The organism is Mycobacterium sp. 134 (genome assembly GCF_048282715.1).
Classification (GTDB): domain Bacteria; phylum Actinomycetota; class Actinomycetes; order Mycobacteriales; family Mycobacteriaceae; genus Mycobacterium; species Mycobacterium septicum.
In genome coordinates this window covers 2,120,910-2,134,617 of sequence record NZ_JBLVUN010000008.1, presented here as the reverse complement: position 1 = coordinate 2,134,617, position 13,708 = coordinate 2,120,910, and the positions used below count along the sequence as shown (strand labels likewise).

Annotated in this window: 12 protein-coding genes and 1 riboswitch; of the genes, 4 read left to right on the top strand and 8 right to left on the bottom strand. The window is 65.1% G+C overall.

The genetic code is table 11. The features are described from left to right. Positions 1-2: 2 nt before the first annotated feature. Both ACNQVK_RS15055 and ACNQVK_RS15050 read right to left on the bottom strand, forming a co-directional pair. Positions 3-872 carry a TauD/TfdA dioxygenase family protein gene (locus tag ACNQVK_RS15055; RefSeq protein WP_418030146.1) on the bottom strand — a complete coding sequence of 290 codons (870 nt, stop codon included), beginning with the start codon at positions 870-872 and terminating at the stop codon, positions 3-5. A gap of 79 nt (positions 873-951) precedes the next feature. Continuing rightward, a complete protein-coding gene (locus ACNQVK_RS15050) occupies positions 952-2,427 on the bottom strand; it encodes a PPE domain-containing protein (protein ID WP_418030145.1) in 1,476 nt (491 codons plus the stop codon). Positions 2,428-2,616: 189 nt separating this feature from the next. On the opposite strand from ACNQVK_RS15050, the gene ACNQVK_RS15045 reads away from it, so the two are divergent. Next, the gene (locus tag ACNQVK_RS15045; RefSeq protein ID WP_418030144.1) at positions 2,617-3,426 is read left to right on the top strand and encodes a class I SAM-dependent methyltransferase; all 810 of its coding nucleotides are present in this window, start codon (positions 2,617-2,619) and stop codon (positions 3,424-3,426) included. A gap of 77 nt (positions 3,427-3,503) precedes the next feature. Here ACNQVK_RS15045 and ACNQVK_RS15040 read toward each other — a convergent pair whose 3' ends face one another. Genes ACNQVK_RS15040 through ACNQVK_RS15030 form a run of 3 tightly spaced genes read right to left on the bottom strand, consistent with a single transcriptional unit; the run spans position 3,504 to position 6,995 of the window. Further along, complete coding sequence (locus tag ACNQVK_RS15040) at positions 3,504-4,412, bottom strand: HpcH/HpaI aldolase/citrate lyase family protein (RefSeq protein ID WP_418030143.1); 909 nt, start codon at positions 4,410-4,412, stop codon at positions 3,504-3,506. Positions 4,413-4,442: 30 nt separating this feature from the next. After that, positions 4,443-5,627 carry a CaiB/BaiF CoA transferase family protein gene (locus tag ACNQVK_RS15035; RefSeq protein ID WP_418030142.1) on the bottom strand — a complete coding sequence of 395 codons (1,185 nt, stop codon included), beginning with the start codon at positions 5,625-5,627 and terminating at the stop codon, positions 4,443-4,445. Positions 5,628-5,636: 9 nt separating this feature from the next. Then, positions 5,637-6,995 (bottom strand): LLM class flavin-dependent oxidoreductase, encoded by a 1,359-nt coding sequence (locus tag ACNQVK_RS15030; protein WP_418030141.1) that lies wholly within the window; start codon positions 6,993-6,995, stop codon positions 5,637-5,639. 69 nt (positions 6,996-7,064) lie between these two features. On the opposite strand from ACNQVK_RS15030, the gene ACNQVK_RS15025 reads away from it, so the two are divergent. Beyond that, positions 7,065-7,718, top strand: a complete 654-nt coding sequence (locus tag ACNQVK_RS15025; protein ID WP_418030140.1) for a GntR family transcriptional regulator — start codon at positions 7,065-7,067, stop codon at positions 7,716-7,718. Between the two features lie 9 nt (positions 7,719-7,727). Here ACNQVK_RS15025 and metE read toward each other — a convergent pair whose 3' ends face one another. The 3 genes from metE to ACNQVK_RS15010 all read right to left on the bottom strand — a co-directional run bounded on the left by metE (position 7,728) and on the right by ACNQVK_RS15010 (position 11,722). Beyond that, positions 7,728-10,001 (bottom strand): 5-methyltetrahydropteroyltriglutamate--homocysteine S-methyltransferase, encoded by a 2,274-nt coding sequence (metE, locus tag ACNQVK_RS15020; RefSeq protein WP_418030139.1) that lies wholly within the window; start codon positions 9,999-10,001, stop codon positions 7,728-7,730. 125 nt (positions 10,002-10,126) lie between these two features. Further along, positions 10,127-10,331, bottom strand: a riboswitch (cobalamin riboswitch). 77 nt (positions 10,332-10,408) lie between these two features. Further along, positions 10,409-11,083 (bottom strand): sensor domain-containing protein, encoded by a 675-nt coding sequence (locus tag ACNQVK_RS15015; protein ID WP_418030138.1) that lies wholly within the window; start codon positions 11,081-11,083, stop codon positions 10,409-10,411. 117 nt (positions 11,084-11,200) lie between these two features. After that, on the bottom strand, positions 11,201-11,722 hold the full coding sequence (locus tag ACNQVK_RS15010) for a hypothetical protein (protein ID WP_418030137.1): 522 nt from the start codon (positions 11,720-11,722) through the stop codon (positions 11,201-11,203). A 493-nt stretch (positions 11,723-12,215) separates the two neighbouring features. Between ACNQVK_RS15010 and ACNQVK_RS15005 the strand changes: the two genes are divergently transcribed. Then, the gene (locus tag ACNQVK_RS15005; protein ID WP_044522512.1) at positions 12,216-12,911 is read left to right on the top strand and encodes an MspA family porin; all 696 of its coding nucleotides are present in this window, start codon (positions 12,216-12,218) and stop codon (positions 12,909-12,911) included. Positions 12,912-13,002: 91 nt separating this feature from the next. Next, on the top strand, positions 13,003-13,689 hold the full coding sequence (locus ACNQVK_RS15000) for an MspA family porin (RefSeq protein WP_409551487.1): 687 nt from the start codon (positions 13,003-13,005) through the stop codon (positions 13,687-13,689). Positions 13,690-13,708 lie beyond the last annotated feature (19 nt).

Below are 13,708 nucleotides of genomic sequence, written 5' to 3'. Positions count from 1 at the left end.
GGTCATACCCCATATCCCGGTGTCGTGAGGCCGTCCAGCATGGTCAGCCGATGAGTCGTCAGTGTTCCCGGCGTCGTGCCGTGTTTCGCCCGGTGCATCAGGACCCGGTTGTCCCACAACACAACATCGCCGACCTCATAGTGTTGGGTATGGATGAACGGCGACATGAAATCCGGATCGAGTTGTCCGGTGGCAGCCATAAGTTGTTGCAGAACAGCAGGATCCAGCACATCTCCGTGCCCGTCCTCGATCTTGGTGGTGCCTGACGCGCAGATGTAGAGGATCTCCTGGCCGGTCTTCGGGTGCCTGATCACCGTCGGCCATTTGATCGGAGGTGTCGTCTTGGAGATCTCGTCCCAGACCTCGCCGATCGGCTTGTACACGTCATGCGGGCGAATCTTGATGTGGCGCCGTGGATCATGAGTTGCGAACGTGCCGCGAACCGGGTCACGCAAAGCATCCGGAAGGGACTCCCACACCTTGTTGAGGTCGATGAAATAGGTCCCGCGGTCGTTTCCTGGCACCGCCAGCGGCACCACCATCGAGAATGCGAACGGTTCGGGCATGAACATGTAGTCGATGTGCCAGAAGGCTCCGGTCCTGGGCACACCGTGCCCTTCCTCTGTCGAGGAAACGAAGATCTCCGGGTGGTCCTTGTGGTGATAGATCGGCTCGTAGTACGTGACGACGTCGCCGACGATTCGGCCCAACCGGAGGAACTCTTCCGGAGCAGGATGAACGTCTTTCAGAACGACCAGCTTGTGCTGATAGACGATCTCCCGAATCTCTTCCCGGGTGATGTCATCGAGATTCTTGGGGTCGATTCCCGTGACTTGCGCCCCGAGTCCCTCCCCTTTCACATTCAGCGTCATGTCTTCTCCTCGTGCGGCATTGCGCTGCGCCGTTGTGCGACTACAGAATTGGTCGAATCAAACCGGTTGAAAGTTCCCGCTATTCGCGTCGTCCATCTGAATCCCCCGACCAGGTACCGGGGAGCATCGGGACGGATTCCCCGCTGCCTGCCGGCGCATGCCGCACCAGCCCTGAGGCAGGTGCGCTCGAGGCGACCGGTGCGGCCCCGGAGAAGCCGAGGGTGGTGGCCCCGCTGTCGCTGGATGACGGCGACATGGGTCGGCTCAGGTCCTGGTCGTCGTCGGTGGCGCCCACGGTATCGGTGGGGGCCAGAAACTCGTACCGGTAGCTTCGGGCACGGTCACGTTTCCGGCCGGCCTGCCGTCGACGGCTGCGAGCGGCGGCAGCCGCCCGTGCCGCGGCAACGGTGGCGAGGATATCTGCCATGCCATCAGTGGATTTCGCACCGGACTTGGGCCCCGAGGCGACTCCCGGCGGATCCAGACCGGGGATGAGGTAGCCGGCGAACGGTGCGGGTGCCGAGCTCGGTGGACTGCTCGCGGCCGGCGCGCCAGAGCCGGATCCGCCGCCCTGAGGAACTGCGCTGGACACCCCGGCGGGGCCCAATGCCGCGCCGGCGCCGACGGTCGGGGCGACGCGGTGACCGGTGCTGACCTCGACGGGAGCAGGTGACACGCCGGGCGGTGGCACCTTGCCCTGCAGGAGCGCCAGTGCGCTCAGCGCGCTGAGAGCACTGAGCGCGGGCGCGAGGAACGGCAGCAGCAGTAGTGAATACGAGGCGTAGTACGGATACCAGAGCATGTCGTACAGCACCAGCGCGATGATCGCGAGTATGGCGGCCTCGGCCGGGTTGAATCCCAGTTGCTCGAAGAGCTGTTGAAACGTCTGCAGGAGTTGTTCGGGATTGCCCGCACCGGAGATCAGGTCGGAGATCAACTTCCAGATATCGCTGAGCGGCTGGTTGTCCGAGGTGGACACCGAGCCATTCTGCTGCTCGCCCTGCGCTTCGCCTCCCGGCGCGAGGATCGACGGGGCCGGCTGGGGTGACGGGATCGCCGCCGATGCGTTCGTCGCAATCGCCTGGTAGGTCATCATCACTTCGGCGGCCTGCAGCCACATCCGGACGTAATCGGCTTCGTTGAGGGCAATCGGTATGGTGTTGAGGCCGAAGAAGTTGGTGGCCAGGAGCACTCCGTGTGTGACATGGTTGGCGGCGAGCTCGGCCAGCGTAGGCATGGTGGCCAGTGCGCTGCTGTAGGCGGCCGCAACCGTTCCGTGCTGTGCGGCGGTGACGGCACTGTCGGCTGACGCCTGCTCCAGCCACGCCAGGTACGGGCCATGGGCAGCCACGTACTGCGCTGCGCTGGACCCTTCCCAGCTGCTGCCTTGCACCTCGGCCAGAATCTGTGTGAGTTCGGCTGCTGCCGCACTGTATTGAACGCTCAGTGCCTCCCACTGAGTCGCGGCGGCAAGAAGGGATCCGGGACCCGGGCCCGTGCTCAACTGGGCAGAATGCACCTCCGGAGGCACCGCCGGCCAGTACGGCGCAGTCACGTCATCACCTCCTCGCACGAGCGTCGACCGGCACCCCCGGGACCGGCACGCATTGCCGTGTCCTTGAGCTAGTCGGTCACCGCCCACAGAAAGTTCCCGAATCGTCGCGATCATCTGTCCACCGGGGCAACGACTCTCGACGCCACGGCGCGCACGTGCCATGAATCGGGCGGGAGGTACGGTCGTGCCATGCCAGTCGTCGACGCCCGTCACCTGACCGCGATATCCGAAACCGCGCTCCTGACCCTGCACCAGCGGGCGACCGAGGCAGCCAGGCCCGACGGCATCATCGAGGACCCGATGGCGGTCACACTGCGCGACAGCCTCGGCTATGACTACGAGCATTTCGGCCGGACCCACCAAGCAACCGCCCTGCGGGCCCTGGCGTTCGACGAGGCCTCACGCCGGTATCTGCGCTCACACCGCCGCGCCGATGTGGTTGCCCTTGCCGAGGGATTGCAGACCAGCTTCTGGCGCCTCGACAACGGTGAAATGACTTGGCTTTCAGTGGACCTGGAGCCGATCGTGCGGCTACGTCAGGAACTGCTCCCGCCGTCGGACAGGCTCCGCTACCTGGCACAGTCCGCGTTCGACCATTCGTGGATGGATCAGGTCGACGCCACCGACGGCGTACTCATCACCGCCGAAGGACTGTTCCAATACCTGGACCAGGAATCGGTATTCGACCTCATCGCGGCCTGTGCCGCGAGGTTCCCCGGAGGACAGCTGATCTTCGACAGCGTCCCGCGGTTTCTGAGCTGGTACTCGCAACGACGCGGCATCCGGCTCAGCAAGCAGTACACCGCGCCACCGATGCCGTTCTCGTTCACCGCCGACCGGTACGACGAGTTACGCTCCATCCCAGGCGTTCTCGCGGTGCACGAGCTCGACATGCCGGCGGGCCGGGGCAAGGTCTTGTCCCGTGCCGCGGGCCTGGTCTACCGATCCAAGCGGCTCGAGCGCTTCCGCGCCCCGACCAACGTCGTCGAGTTCGGTTAGCCGGACGAGCGTGGGTCTTGTGCACGGGAATCGACGCGATTGCGTGCACAAGACCCACGGTCGACGGCTCAGCAGGATTACCCGACGCCGATCAGCGCGGCGCGCGCCAATACCTCTTCGGCCTTCTTCACGTGGGCGGCGTCGACGAGTACACCCTCTACCCCGACCGCACCACGGCCCGCCGCCTCGGCCTCCCGGTAGGCAGCGACGTTGCGGTGCGCAAGGGCGATCTCCTCGGCAGATGGGGCGAACACTTCATTGGCGATCGGAACCTGGCTGGGATGGATGGCCCATTTCCCGGTGTAGCCGTAGAGCGACGATCTACGCGCCTCGGCCTCGTATCCGGCCACGTCCGCGTAGTCGGGATAGGGCGAATCGATGGCGTCGATTCCGGCGATACGTGCCGCGACCATGATCTTGTTGCGTGCGTAGGCCCAGAAGTCACCCGGGTAGTCGCCCATCGGCACGAAGTTGGTATCCACCCGCGCCCCCTGGGACAACGAGAAGTCCCCGACCCCGAAGATCACCGCGTCCAACCGCGGACTTGCCCGCACGATCTCCTCGGCGTTGGCCAGCCCCTCGACCTCCTCGATGAGCACCTCGAGCCGAATCTGTTTGGACAGCCCCAGTTTTTCCTCAAGCTGGGTAAGCAGCAGGTCGACCCACCAGACATCACGGGCGGTCTTGGCCTTGGGGATCACGATGGTGTCCAGCTGGGCACCGGCGTGGGTGACAACCTCGATGATGTCGTCGTGGCACCACTGGGTGTCCAGGCCGTTGATGCGGATTGCGCGGGCAGTGCGCCCCCAGTCGAGTTCAGTCAGCGCCCGGATCGCCTTGGCGCGTGATTCCACCTTGAGTCCCACCGGGGTGGCATCCTCCAGATCGAGGAATACCAGGTCGGCCCCGCAGGTGACACCCTTGACGAACATGTGGTCGTTGCAGGCGGGCAGGGCGAGCTCAGAGCGGCGGATCAGATCGGTCATTGTATGTGAATCCCTTTGCTTTGCTTACTGTTAAAGAACGCCGGCGGTGTGCAGATCATCGATTTCTTCGGCTGTCATGCCCAGCAGCTCGTGGTAGACCTCGGCATTGTGTTCGCCGAGGCGCGGGCCCAGCGAGTCCACCCTGCCTGCCTGCGCCGAGAACCGCGGGACCGGCGCCTGCACCGTCATGGCACCGAGTTCGTCGTCGGCGATCGATACGAACACTTCGCGGTGCCGCAGTTGTTCGTCGGCCACCAGGTCGGTGATCTCGTACACCGGCGCCGCGGCCACCTCAGCGGCGTCGAACACCGCCATCGCCTCCGACAAGGTGCGTGCGGCAACCCATTCCGCCACCACCGCGTCGACCTCGGCAGCGCGCGCCAGCCGGCGTTGCGGGTCGGCGAAATCCGCATCGGACACCAGGTCGTCGCGACCGATGGCACGAAAGACCCTCAGCGCCAGGCTCGGTGAACTCCCGGACATGGCCAGCCACCGCCCATCAGAGGTGCGGTAGGTGTTCCGGGGCGCCGAGATGTCCCAGCGGTTGCCTGCCCGGCGCGCAACGATACCGAGCTGGTCATAGCCGAGCAGATTCTGTTCCAGTAGGCGGGCCAGCGGATCCACCAGGTTGATGTCGATCAACTGCCCGCCGGCCCTGTGCACATCGCGGTGATACAGCGCCATCATGACTGCATACGCCGCGTTGAGCGACGCCACACCGTCGGCCAGCATGAACGGCGGGAGAGTCGGCGGACCATCGGCTTCGCCCGTCACGTTGGCGAATCCGCTCATCGCCTCGCCCAGTGTGCCGAATCCGGGCCGCTCGCTCTTGGGCCCGGTCAGCCCGTAACCGGTGATGTGCAGCATGACGATGCGGTCGTTGACCGCCCGTAACGATTCGTAGTCGAGACCCCACTTGGCCAGAGTCTGTGGCCGGGTGTTGACGATCACGACATCCGACTTCTCGGCCAGACGGCGAACCAGGTCCTGTCCTTCTGCCACGCGTAGATCGGCGGTGACCGATCTCTTGTTGCGGGACACGGACTTCCACATCAGCCCGACTCCGTTGCGCTGGTTTCCCCAGGTGCGGATGGGATCGCCTTGTCCGGGCTGCTCGACCTTGATGACGTCGGCACCGAATTCGCCCAGATAGGTCGCGGCCAGTGGGGCCGCAGCCAGCGTGGCGAGATCGAGAACCCTGATTCCGCTGAGCATGGCGCCCATCTATGACGCAGACCCGGTGAGGGCGCCGGCAGGCCGGTCCAGGCCCAGGTGGTCCCGCAAGGTGCTGCCGGAGTAGGCGGTGCGGAACAATCCACGGTGCTGCAGTTCGGGTACCACCATCCGCACGAAGTCCTCATAAGATCCCGGCGAATGCGTTGCAGCCATGACGAATCCGTCGCAGGCACCGCTGGTGAACCACTCCTCCATCTGGTCGGCCACCTGCTTTCCGGTACCGACGAAGCGGGGTCCTTGAAGCAGCGTGGCACGGTGCCCGGCCAGGTCGCGCACGGTCACCGTATCCCCACCGATGTGCGCGCGCAGGTTCTGCACCAGTCCGCGGATACCCGAGACCGAACCGATGAGCTCGTCGGTGACCGGATCGTCGAGGTCGTGCTGGGCGAAGTCGTAGTTCATCAGTTCCGACAGCAGGGTCAGCGACGCCATCGGGTCCACCAGATCGTTGAGGAACATGTCCTCGCGTTCCTTGGCATGGGATTCGGTCTCCCCCACCACGGCATAGGCCATCGGACAGATCCGGACCGATCCCGGGTCCCGGCCCGAGTCGGCGATGCGCTGCTTCTGATCGCTGTAGTGCGAACGCGCCACGTCGATGCCTGGATCGCCGGTAAAGATGAGATCGGCCCAGCGCGAGGCGAATTCACGGCCCCGCCCCGACGACCCGGCTTGGAGAATGACCGGGCGGCCCTGCGGCGTTCGCGGGACCGTCAACGGTCCGCGGGCAGAAAAGTACTGACCGACGTGACCGAGCTCGTGCACCTTGGCGGGGTCCGCGTAGCGACCCGAAACCCGATTGTGCTCGATCGCGCCGTCCTCCCAGGTGTCCCAGAGTCCCGCGACAACATCGAGAAACTCGTCGGCACGGTCGTACCGCTCGTCGTGGCCGAGGTGGGTGTCGAGGCCGAAATTCTGCGCTTCACTGTCATTGACGGAAGTGACCACGTTCCAGGCCGCACGCCCGCGGGACAGGTGGTCGAGCGTCGCAAAAGTCCGGGCGACGTGGAACGGGGCGTAGTACGTGGTCGAGTAGGTGGCGCCGAGCCCGATATGCGAAGTGGTCTGCGCGAGCACGCCGAGCACGACACTCAAATCCAATTTGACCGGGCGCGCGCCGTAGCGGACCGCCTCGGCGACCGAGCCTCCGTAGATGCCGGGCATTGCCAAACGGTCGTCGAAGAACATCAGGTCGAAACAGCCCTCTTCGAGCTGGCGGCCGAGCTTCGCATAGTACGACGCGTCGAGGTAACCGTGTTCGGTCGCTGGGTGACGCCACGAGCCGGCGTACACCGAAGTGCTTCCTGCCTGCATGAACGCCACGAGTGCCATCTGATCGGTACGCATGATCGGGAATCTAACATCTGATATATCAGATATCAAGGATGGTGTGCGTCATATCGGTACGCTGCACGGATGGCCTCGCTCGACATCTCCGGCACGGTGCGCGAACGCGCGGCCCGTGAACTGCGCGACCGGATCATCACCGGCACCTTGGCGCCCGGAACACGCATCGATCTCGACGCCATCACCGAAGAGTTCGCGACCAGCCGCACCCCGGTACGCGAGGCGCTGCTGGAGCTGTCGTTCGAAGGGCTGGTGCGCGTCGCCCCACGCAGCGGGATCACCGTGATCGGCGTCAACTCCGAGGACGTCACCGACAGCTTCACCATCCTCGGCGTGCTCACCGGCCAGGCCGCTGCCTGGGCCGCCCAGCGAGTCAAGCCCGACGAGCTCGCCCGACTACGCGAACTGGCGGCCGACGTCGCCCGCCGCTCGGGCGACGACACCATCGGCGAGGCCAACTGGCTGTTCCACCAAGAGATTCACCGTGCGGCGCACTCCCCACGGCTGCTGACCCAGATCCGGCAGGCGGCGCGAGTGGTGCCGTCAAACTTCTTGACGGTGTTTCCCGAGCATGAGAAGCACTCTCTGGACGAACATGAAGAGCTGCTCGACGCCTTGGAGGCCAAGGACGCCGAGGCTGCCCGCGCCATCGCCGAGCGCCACGTCCTGGAGGCCGGGCGCTCGTTGGCGGCCTGGCTAGAAGCTCAGGCCGCCACGAGCTGACCCGGTCCCCTATCCCGCGCGCACCTTCGCGGTGGCGGTGACCAGGTGCTTGAGCGACTCGGTTACCTCGTCGGTGGTCCGGGTCTTCAAGCCGCAGTCGGGATTCACCCAGAGCCGTTCGGCGGGAACCGCTTTGAGTGCCTCACGCAGCGACGCGGTGATCTCCTCGACGCCGGGCACCCGCGGCGAGTGGATGTCGTACACACCCGGGCCGACGCTGTTGGAGAAGCCGATGCTGTTGAGATCATCGAGCACCTCCATGTGCGAACGGGCCGCCTCGATCGAGGTGACGTCGGCATCCAGGTCGGCGATCGCTCCGATCACTTCACCGAACTCCGAATAGCACAGGTGGGTGTGGATCTGGGTGGAGTCAGCGACACCCGAGGTGGACAGCCGGAACGCGTCGACCGCCCAACGCAAGTACGCCTCTTTGTCTTTCGAGCGCAGCGGCAGCAGCTCGCGTAGCGCGGGCTCGTCGACCTGGATGATCGCGATGCCTGCCGACTGCAGATCCACGGTCTCGTCCCGGATCGCCAGGGCGACCTGGTTGGCAGTGTCGGCCAACGGCTGGTCATCGCGCACGAAGGACCAGGCCAGGATGGTGACAGGACCGGTCAGCATCCCCTTGACCGGCTTGTCGGTCAAGGACTGCGCGTAGATCGCCCAGTCGACCGTCATCGGCTGCTGGCGGGTGACGTCACCGAAGAGCACCGGCGGACGCACGCAACGGCTGCCGTACGACTGGACCCAGCCGTTCTTGGTGGCGAAGAAACCATCGAGCTGCTCGGCGAAGTACTGCACCATGTCGTTGCGCTCCGGCTCGCCGTGCACCAGCACGTCCAACCCCAGTTGCTCCTGCAGCCGGATAACCGATTCGACCTCGGCCTTCATCCGGTTGTCGTACTCAGCCTCGTCGATCTCGCCGGCCACCAGCGCGGCTCGTGCCTTGCGGATGTCGACGGTCTGCGGGAACGAGCCGATAGTGGTGGTCGGCAGCGACGGCAGGTTCAGTCGGGCATCTTGAGCCTTACGACGTTCGCTAGCGGCACCTCGGCTGATACCACCGGCCAGGACTGATTCCAGCCGAGCCCGGACGCTGTCGTTGTGAAGCCGGGGATCCCGCGCCCGCGACGCGGCCGCGAGGTTGGACGACTCGATCTCTGCGGCGACCTTTTCCCGGCCGTCGCGGAGTGCTACCGCAAGCGTGGCGACCTCGAAAACCTTCTCGGCACCGAAGGCCAACCAGCTGCGCAGCGCGTCATCGAGGCCATCTTCCGGATCGAGCGAGTACGGCACGTGCAGGGTCGAGCACGACGTCGACACAGCAACCGCCTTGGCGCTTCCGAGCAGCGTCGTCAGGGTGCCGAGCGCGCTTTCGAGATCGGTACGCCAGATATTGCGCCCGTCGACCACGCCCGCTACCAGCAGCTTGCCCTTCAGCTCGGGGACAGCTGCCAGTGCCTTGGCAGCGCCGGCCACCAAATCCACGCCAATTGCCTCAACCGGGGTACGGGCCAAGGCCGGCAACGCATCCGTGAGCTCACCGAAATAGGTTGCAACGAAGATGGCGGGGCGCTTTGCCAGCGCACCGAGCCGCGCGTAGGTACGCTCGGCCAGCTCCGCGGCATTGTCGAGCGCGTCTGTCACCAGCACCGGCTCGTCGAGCTGGACCCAGTCCACACCCTTCTCGGCCAGCGCTTCCAGTAGCTCGGCGTACACGCCGACGAGAGCGTCCAACCGGGAAATGGGTGCGTCAGCACCGTCGACTGCCTTGGACAACGCCAAGAAAGTTACCGGGCCGACAATCACCGGACGCGCCGAGACCCCTTGCGCGCGTGCCTCTTCGAGTTCACCGAGCACCTTGGCCGGATTCAGCGCGAAGGTGGTGTCCGGTCCGATCTCCGGCACGATGTAGTGGTAGTTGGTATCGAACCACTTGGTCATCTCCAAGGGCGGGATCTCGTCATTCCCGCGTGCCGCAGCGAAGTAGCGGTCGAGATCATCGGCGACGCCGTGGACTCGGTCCGGCAGACCACCGACGAGAACCGCGGTATCGAGCATCTGGTCGTAGTAGGAGAAGGTGTTGACCGGGACCGAGTCCAGTCCGGCCGCGACCAGCGATGCCCAGGTGTCGCGACGCAGGGTGGCGGCCACGGATTCGAGTTCTGCCCGGTCGATACGACCCGACCAGTACTTCTCGACGGCGCGCTTGAGTTCGCGGTTCGGCCCGATTCGGGGCGACCCGAGAATGGTGGCGGTGAAGGGTGCTGCGGTTGTGCTCATGACGACGTCCTTCAACATGCGGGGATGGCCACCGCCAGGAGACATCGAACCGAACGCAGCCACCCGCCACGAGTGAACCACTTTCGGCCACTGCCCATTCCGCGAGGCGATGAACCACCGGACGCGGCGCGCCCGGTACGGCTGGCAGGTCTTCGGACTCACAGGCACGCACGGAAACCGTGCACCTACTGGCCGTCGCTTCCCAGCCACAGTTCCCTGCGTGCCAGTGCTGATGACGGCGGTCGTTCCTGCATACCGCTGCGGGACAGTCCCGGATTCTCACCGGGTTCCCTCTCGCGTCGCATCTCAATCAGCATGCGGCGCTCGATGTCGGCACCGCAAACACCCCGGTACCGACAGACCAGCTGCGGGGCTCAGAGTACCCGCAGCGCCCCGGCGGGTACCGGTCAGCGCGGCATCGCAGCCTTGATCTTGTCCACCACATCGGCAGCCTGGGTCACCGACGAACCCGCGGGCTTACATGCCTGGATGTCCATGACGAGGTTGGCGGCCACGGCGAGGGCGCGCTGGCACGTCCGGGTCTGATCCCCTTTGGTGCGGGTGAAGGGCAGGATCAGCTCGTCGTCGGTCTTGGTGAGTTCGCCGCTCTTCCACTTGGGCAACGGTTCACCGTTGAGCGTGATGTTCACATTGTGGTCAGTGCACTTCGACCAGCGTTCCGCCGACTGACCGAGAAAGTCCTTGGCGTCCTGAGTCGACGGGAAGATCACCGCCGACTGCACCACCAGGTTGTCCCAATCGTCGTTGTCCGGCGAACGAAGCAGTACCTGGCGCATGGCGGTCCAGTGGTCTCCATAGATGGCGGACTCGTTCACCTGCCAGGCACCGAGGCAGTTCAGATTGGGCAGCAGGTTGCGGTGGTCGCTCATCTCGGTGACCGCAGGATGTGCCGTCATCCCTTCGGTCCCCATCACGGCATTGATCTCATCGGCGCTGAGCAGCAGCCCCTCGAGCGCCGACTTGGGTACCTCTTTCGGCGGACCCTGGGGTTTGTCACCGTTGCCGGCACAACTGGTGACCAGCAGCACGAGCATGAGCAACGAAATCGCAAGCCGGATCACGGCAATCCTTTACTGACGGCACGGTTGGCCGCGCATTTGGGTGGGTGAGTATCCGAGGTCGTGAATGCCGGTGCGCCCCGCCAGAACCTGATCAGGACAACGTGATCGAGTTCGCCGTCAGGCGTGGGTTCCCGCGGCGGCGCAGGCCATCTGCGCGTTGGTGGCATCGGTGTTGAGCTGGGAGGCCGTGTCATTGAGGGATTGACCACCGGTGCGCAGCCCCATCTTGAGGAGCAGCTTGGTGGCGCCGAAGGACCAGGACCGCATCGGGTTGGCGATGTCCGGGGAGAGCCCAGGTGTTCCTGCAGCGCTCATCGCCGAGGCGGCGGCTTCGCGCAGTGCGGTCCGGCCACTGGTGTTGGTCGTACTGATGGTCGGATCGCCGTAGTCGGGACGCTCCACGCCTTCGATCGAATCCGCGAAATCACCGTAGAACGTGGAAGCCGAATCGAGCGCGTTGGCGAACGTCGAGCAGGCCGTAACCGCAGGCACGCCAGGGTCATCCGTGGTCGCGACCGGCACCGATACCGGACCTGGGGCCGGCACACCGGCTGCCACCGGAGGTAACTCGGGAGCCACGGGCGCCGCCGGTCCCGGAACACCCGTCTCCTCGCCCGGTTCCGCGGCTGCCGCAGGCATGGCAGCGAACGCGATGCTGAATGCGATGAGTAGCGATGCAAACCCTCGCTCGTACACCTGAGACGACCTCAACGATTCCTCCGTCAGTCGGTAGCAGTTCGGCGCCGGGCGCCCACGGTTGACCTCCACGCCGCATCGACGCGTCACCCATACCCCCCGGATGCCCCTCACGGTCGGTGGTTGACATGTCCAAAAGGTGAACAACCGGCCAACCGGCTCCCTCCAAGCGTCGTCCATTGCGTGCCGCCAGCTGCCTTCCTTTCCTCATATATGTAATGCGCTGCGGCGCATGCTGTTTCCCAGCGACCTCACAGGTTCCAGGATTCCAGCTGGACGGGAATGCGGCGGCAACTGTTGGGTCGTTGTTCACCGTTTCGAAACGCGACCGGTTAATGATTCGTCGCGACAGATTCCTTGGGCCCTATGGCTTCTGACGACCACGGCGCGTCGCAGAACGGCAGGGCCCAGAACCACGAGAGGCGCAAGTTCACGCATGTTGAGTCGTTTTGCCACGCTGGCTGCAGTCTGCATGTTGGCCCCTGTAGCGATTGCGCCCCTCGCGTCGGCGGATCCCCCGCCCCCGCCGGACCCGGCCGCCCCCGTCGCTGCACCCGCCCCGCCGCCGGTGGACACCGGCGCTGTTCCGTCCTCGGCACCAGGTGTGCTGGACACCCCGGATGGCTGGCACGTCACCGTTGTCGGCTCCAATGAGACCCTGCTTCCGGTGGCACCACTGACCACCGCGGTGTCCTCACGCGAATACCTCGTCGGAGGGACCTTCACCGGAAAGGTCTCCGGTGGCGGTAAGACGAAGCTGACCGGTGGATCGCTGGAAGCCGGCGCCCAGATCGGCTGTGGAATCATCACGGACGAAACGGAAATCAACCCCGGCATCAGCTTCACGCCCGGCTTGAGAATTCCGTTCACCGGCGCCGCGAGCGACGTCAGCGGTGGTACCGGTATCAGCTTGCAGGGCAAGGTGTACCTCAAGCCGGGCACGGTCACCATCGTCCCGATCGACAAGAAGTCGTTCAAGGGATCGGGTACCCGCGTGACCGTCACGGGCGTCCGCATCAAGTTCGATCAGTGCGCCGGTCAGTCGTTCATTCGCACGTACGCGACTCTGACCAGCTCCACCGACAACACCGATGACGTCATCACCTATCTCGGTGTTACCAAGGCCGTCTGACCGCGGCCCGGACACGACACTGACCATCAATCGCTCTGATCACGACGCCGATCCCTCGGATTCGAAACTTACGAGAGGCACAAGTTCCCGCATGTTGAATCGTTTCGCCACTCTGGCCGCTGTTTGCATGTTGGCCCCGGTTGCGTTGGCGCCGTTGGCATCTGCTGACCCGCCACCACCGCCAGACCCCGCGGCACCGGCCGTTGATGCCGGCCCCCCGCCGGACAACGGACTCGTCGCATCGGCGGAGCCGGGCGTTGTCACGACCCCGGACGGGTGGAAGCTCACCGTCGCCGCGAAGGACGAGAGCCAGCTGCCGGTGGCACCGCTGACCACCGCCGCATCGTCTCGCGAATACCTCGTGGCAGGCACCTTCACCGGCACCGTCACCGGCGGCGGGTCCACCACGCTGTCCGGCGGCACGCTGGATACCGGCTACCAGATCGGTTGCGGTATCGAGCTGGGCCAGGTCCGCCTCATCGGCTCGATCGGCCTGAGCACGTCGGGCTCGACGCTGGCCGGCATCATCCCGACCGGTGTGAGCATGCCGATGTCGGGCACGCTGGAGATTCACCTCAAGCCCGGTACCGTCACCAACGTCTCGGTGAACAAGAAGACGTTCAAGGCGGCACCGGTACGCGTCACGGTGAAGGACGTCCACATCAAGATTGACGGCTGCACCGGTCAGTCCTTCCTGCGCTCGTACGCGACCCTGACCAGCTCCACCACCGACACCGACGACGTGGTCGCGTACTACGGCGTCACCAAGGCAGTCTGACGGGGAGCTGTGAAAGCGA

Excerpts from the sequence above, each read along its gene's own strand:
- ACNQVK_RS15055 (WP_418030146.1), bottom strand. The coding sequence starts at position 872 with ATGACGCTGAATGTGAAAGGGGAGGGACTCGGGGCGCAAGTCACGGGA.
- ACNQVK_RS15045 (WP_418030144.1), top strand. The coding sequence starts at position 2,617 with ATGCCAGTCGTCGACGCCCGTCACCTGACCGCGATATCCGAAACCGCG.
- ACNQVK_RS15040 (WP_418030143.1), bottom strand. The coding sequence starts at position 4,412 with ATGACCGATCTGATCCGCCGCTCTGAGCTCGCCCTGCCCGCCTGCAAC.
- ACNQVK_RS15035 (WP_418030142.1), bottom strand. The coding sequence starts at position 5,627 with ATGCTCAGCGGAATCAGGGTTCTCGATCTCGCCACGCTGGCTGCGGCC.
- ACNQVK_RS15030 (WP_418030141.1), bottom strand. The coding sequence starts at position 6,995 with ATGCGTACCGATCAGATGGCACTCGTGGCGTTCATGCAGGCAGGAAGC.
- ACNQVK_RS15025 (WP_418030140.1), top strand. The coding sequence starts at position 7,065 with ATGGCCTCGCTCGACATCTCCGGCACGGTGCGCGAACGCGCGGCCCGT.
- metE (WP_418030139.1), bottom strand. The coding sequence starts at position 10,001 with ATGAGCACAACCGCAGCACCCTTCACCGCCACCATTCTCGGGTCGCCC.
- ACNQVK_RS15010 (WP_418030137.1), bottom strand. The coding sequence starts at position 11,722 with ATGCCTGCGGCAGCCGCGGAACCGGGCGAGGAGACGGGTGTTCCGGGA.
- ACNQVK_RS15005 (WP_044522512.1), top strand. The coding sequence starts at position 12,216 with ATGTTGAGTCGTTTTGCCACGCTGGCTGCAGTCTGCATGTTGGCCCCT.
- ACNQVK_RS15000 (WP_409551487.1), top strand. The coding sequence starts at position 13,003 with ATGTTGAATCGTTTCGCCACTCTGGCCGCTGTTTGCATGTTGGCCCCG.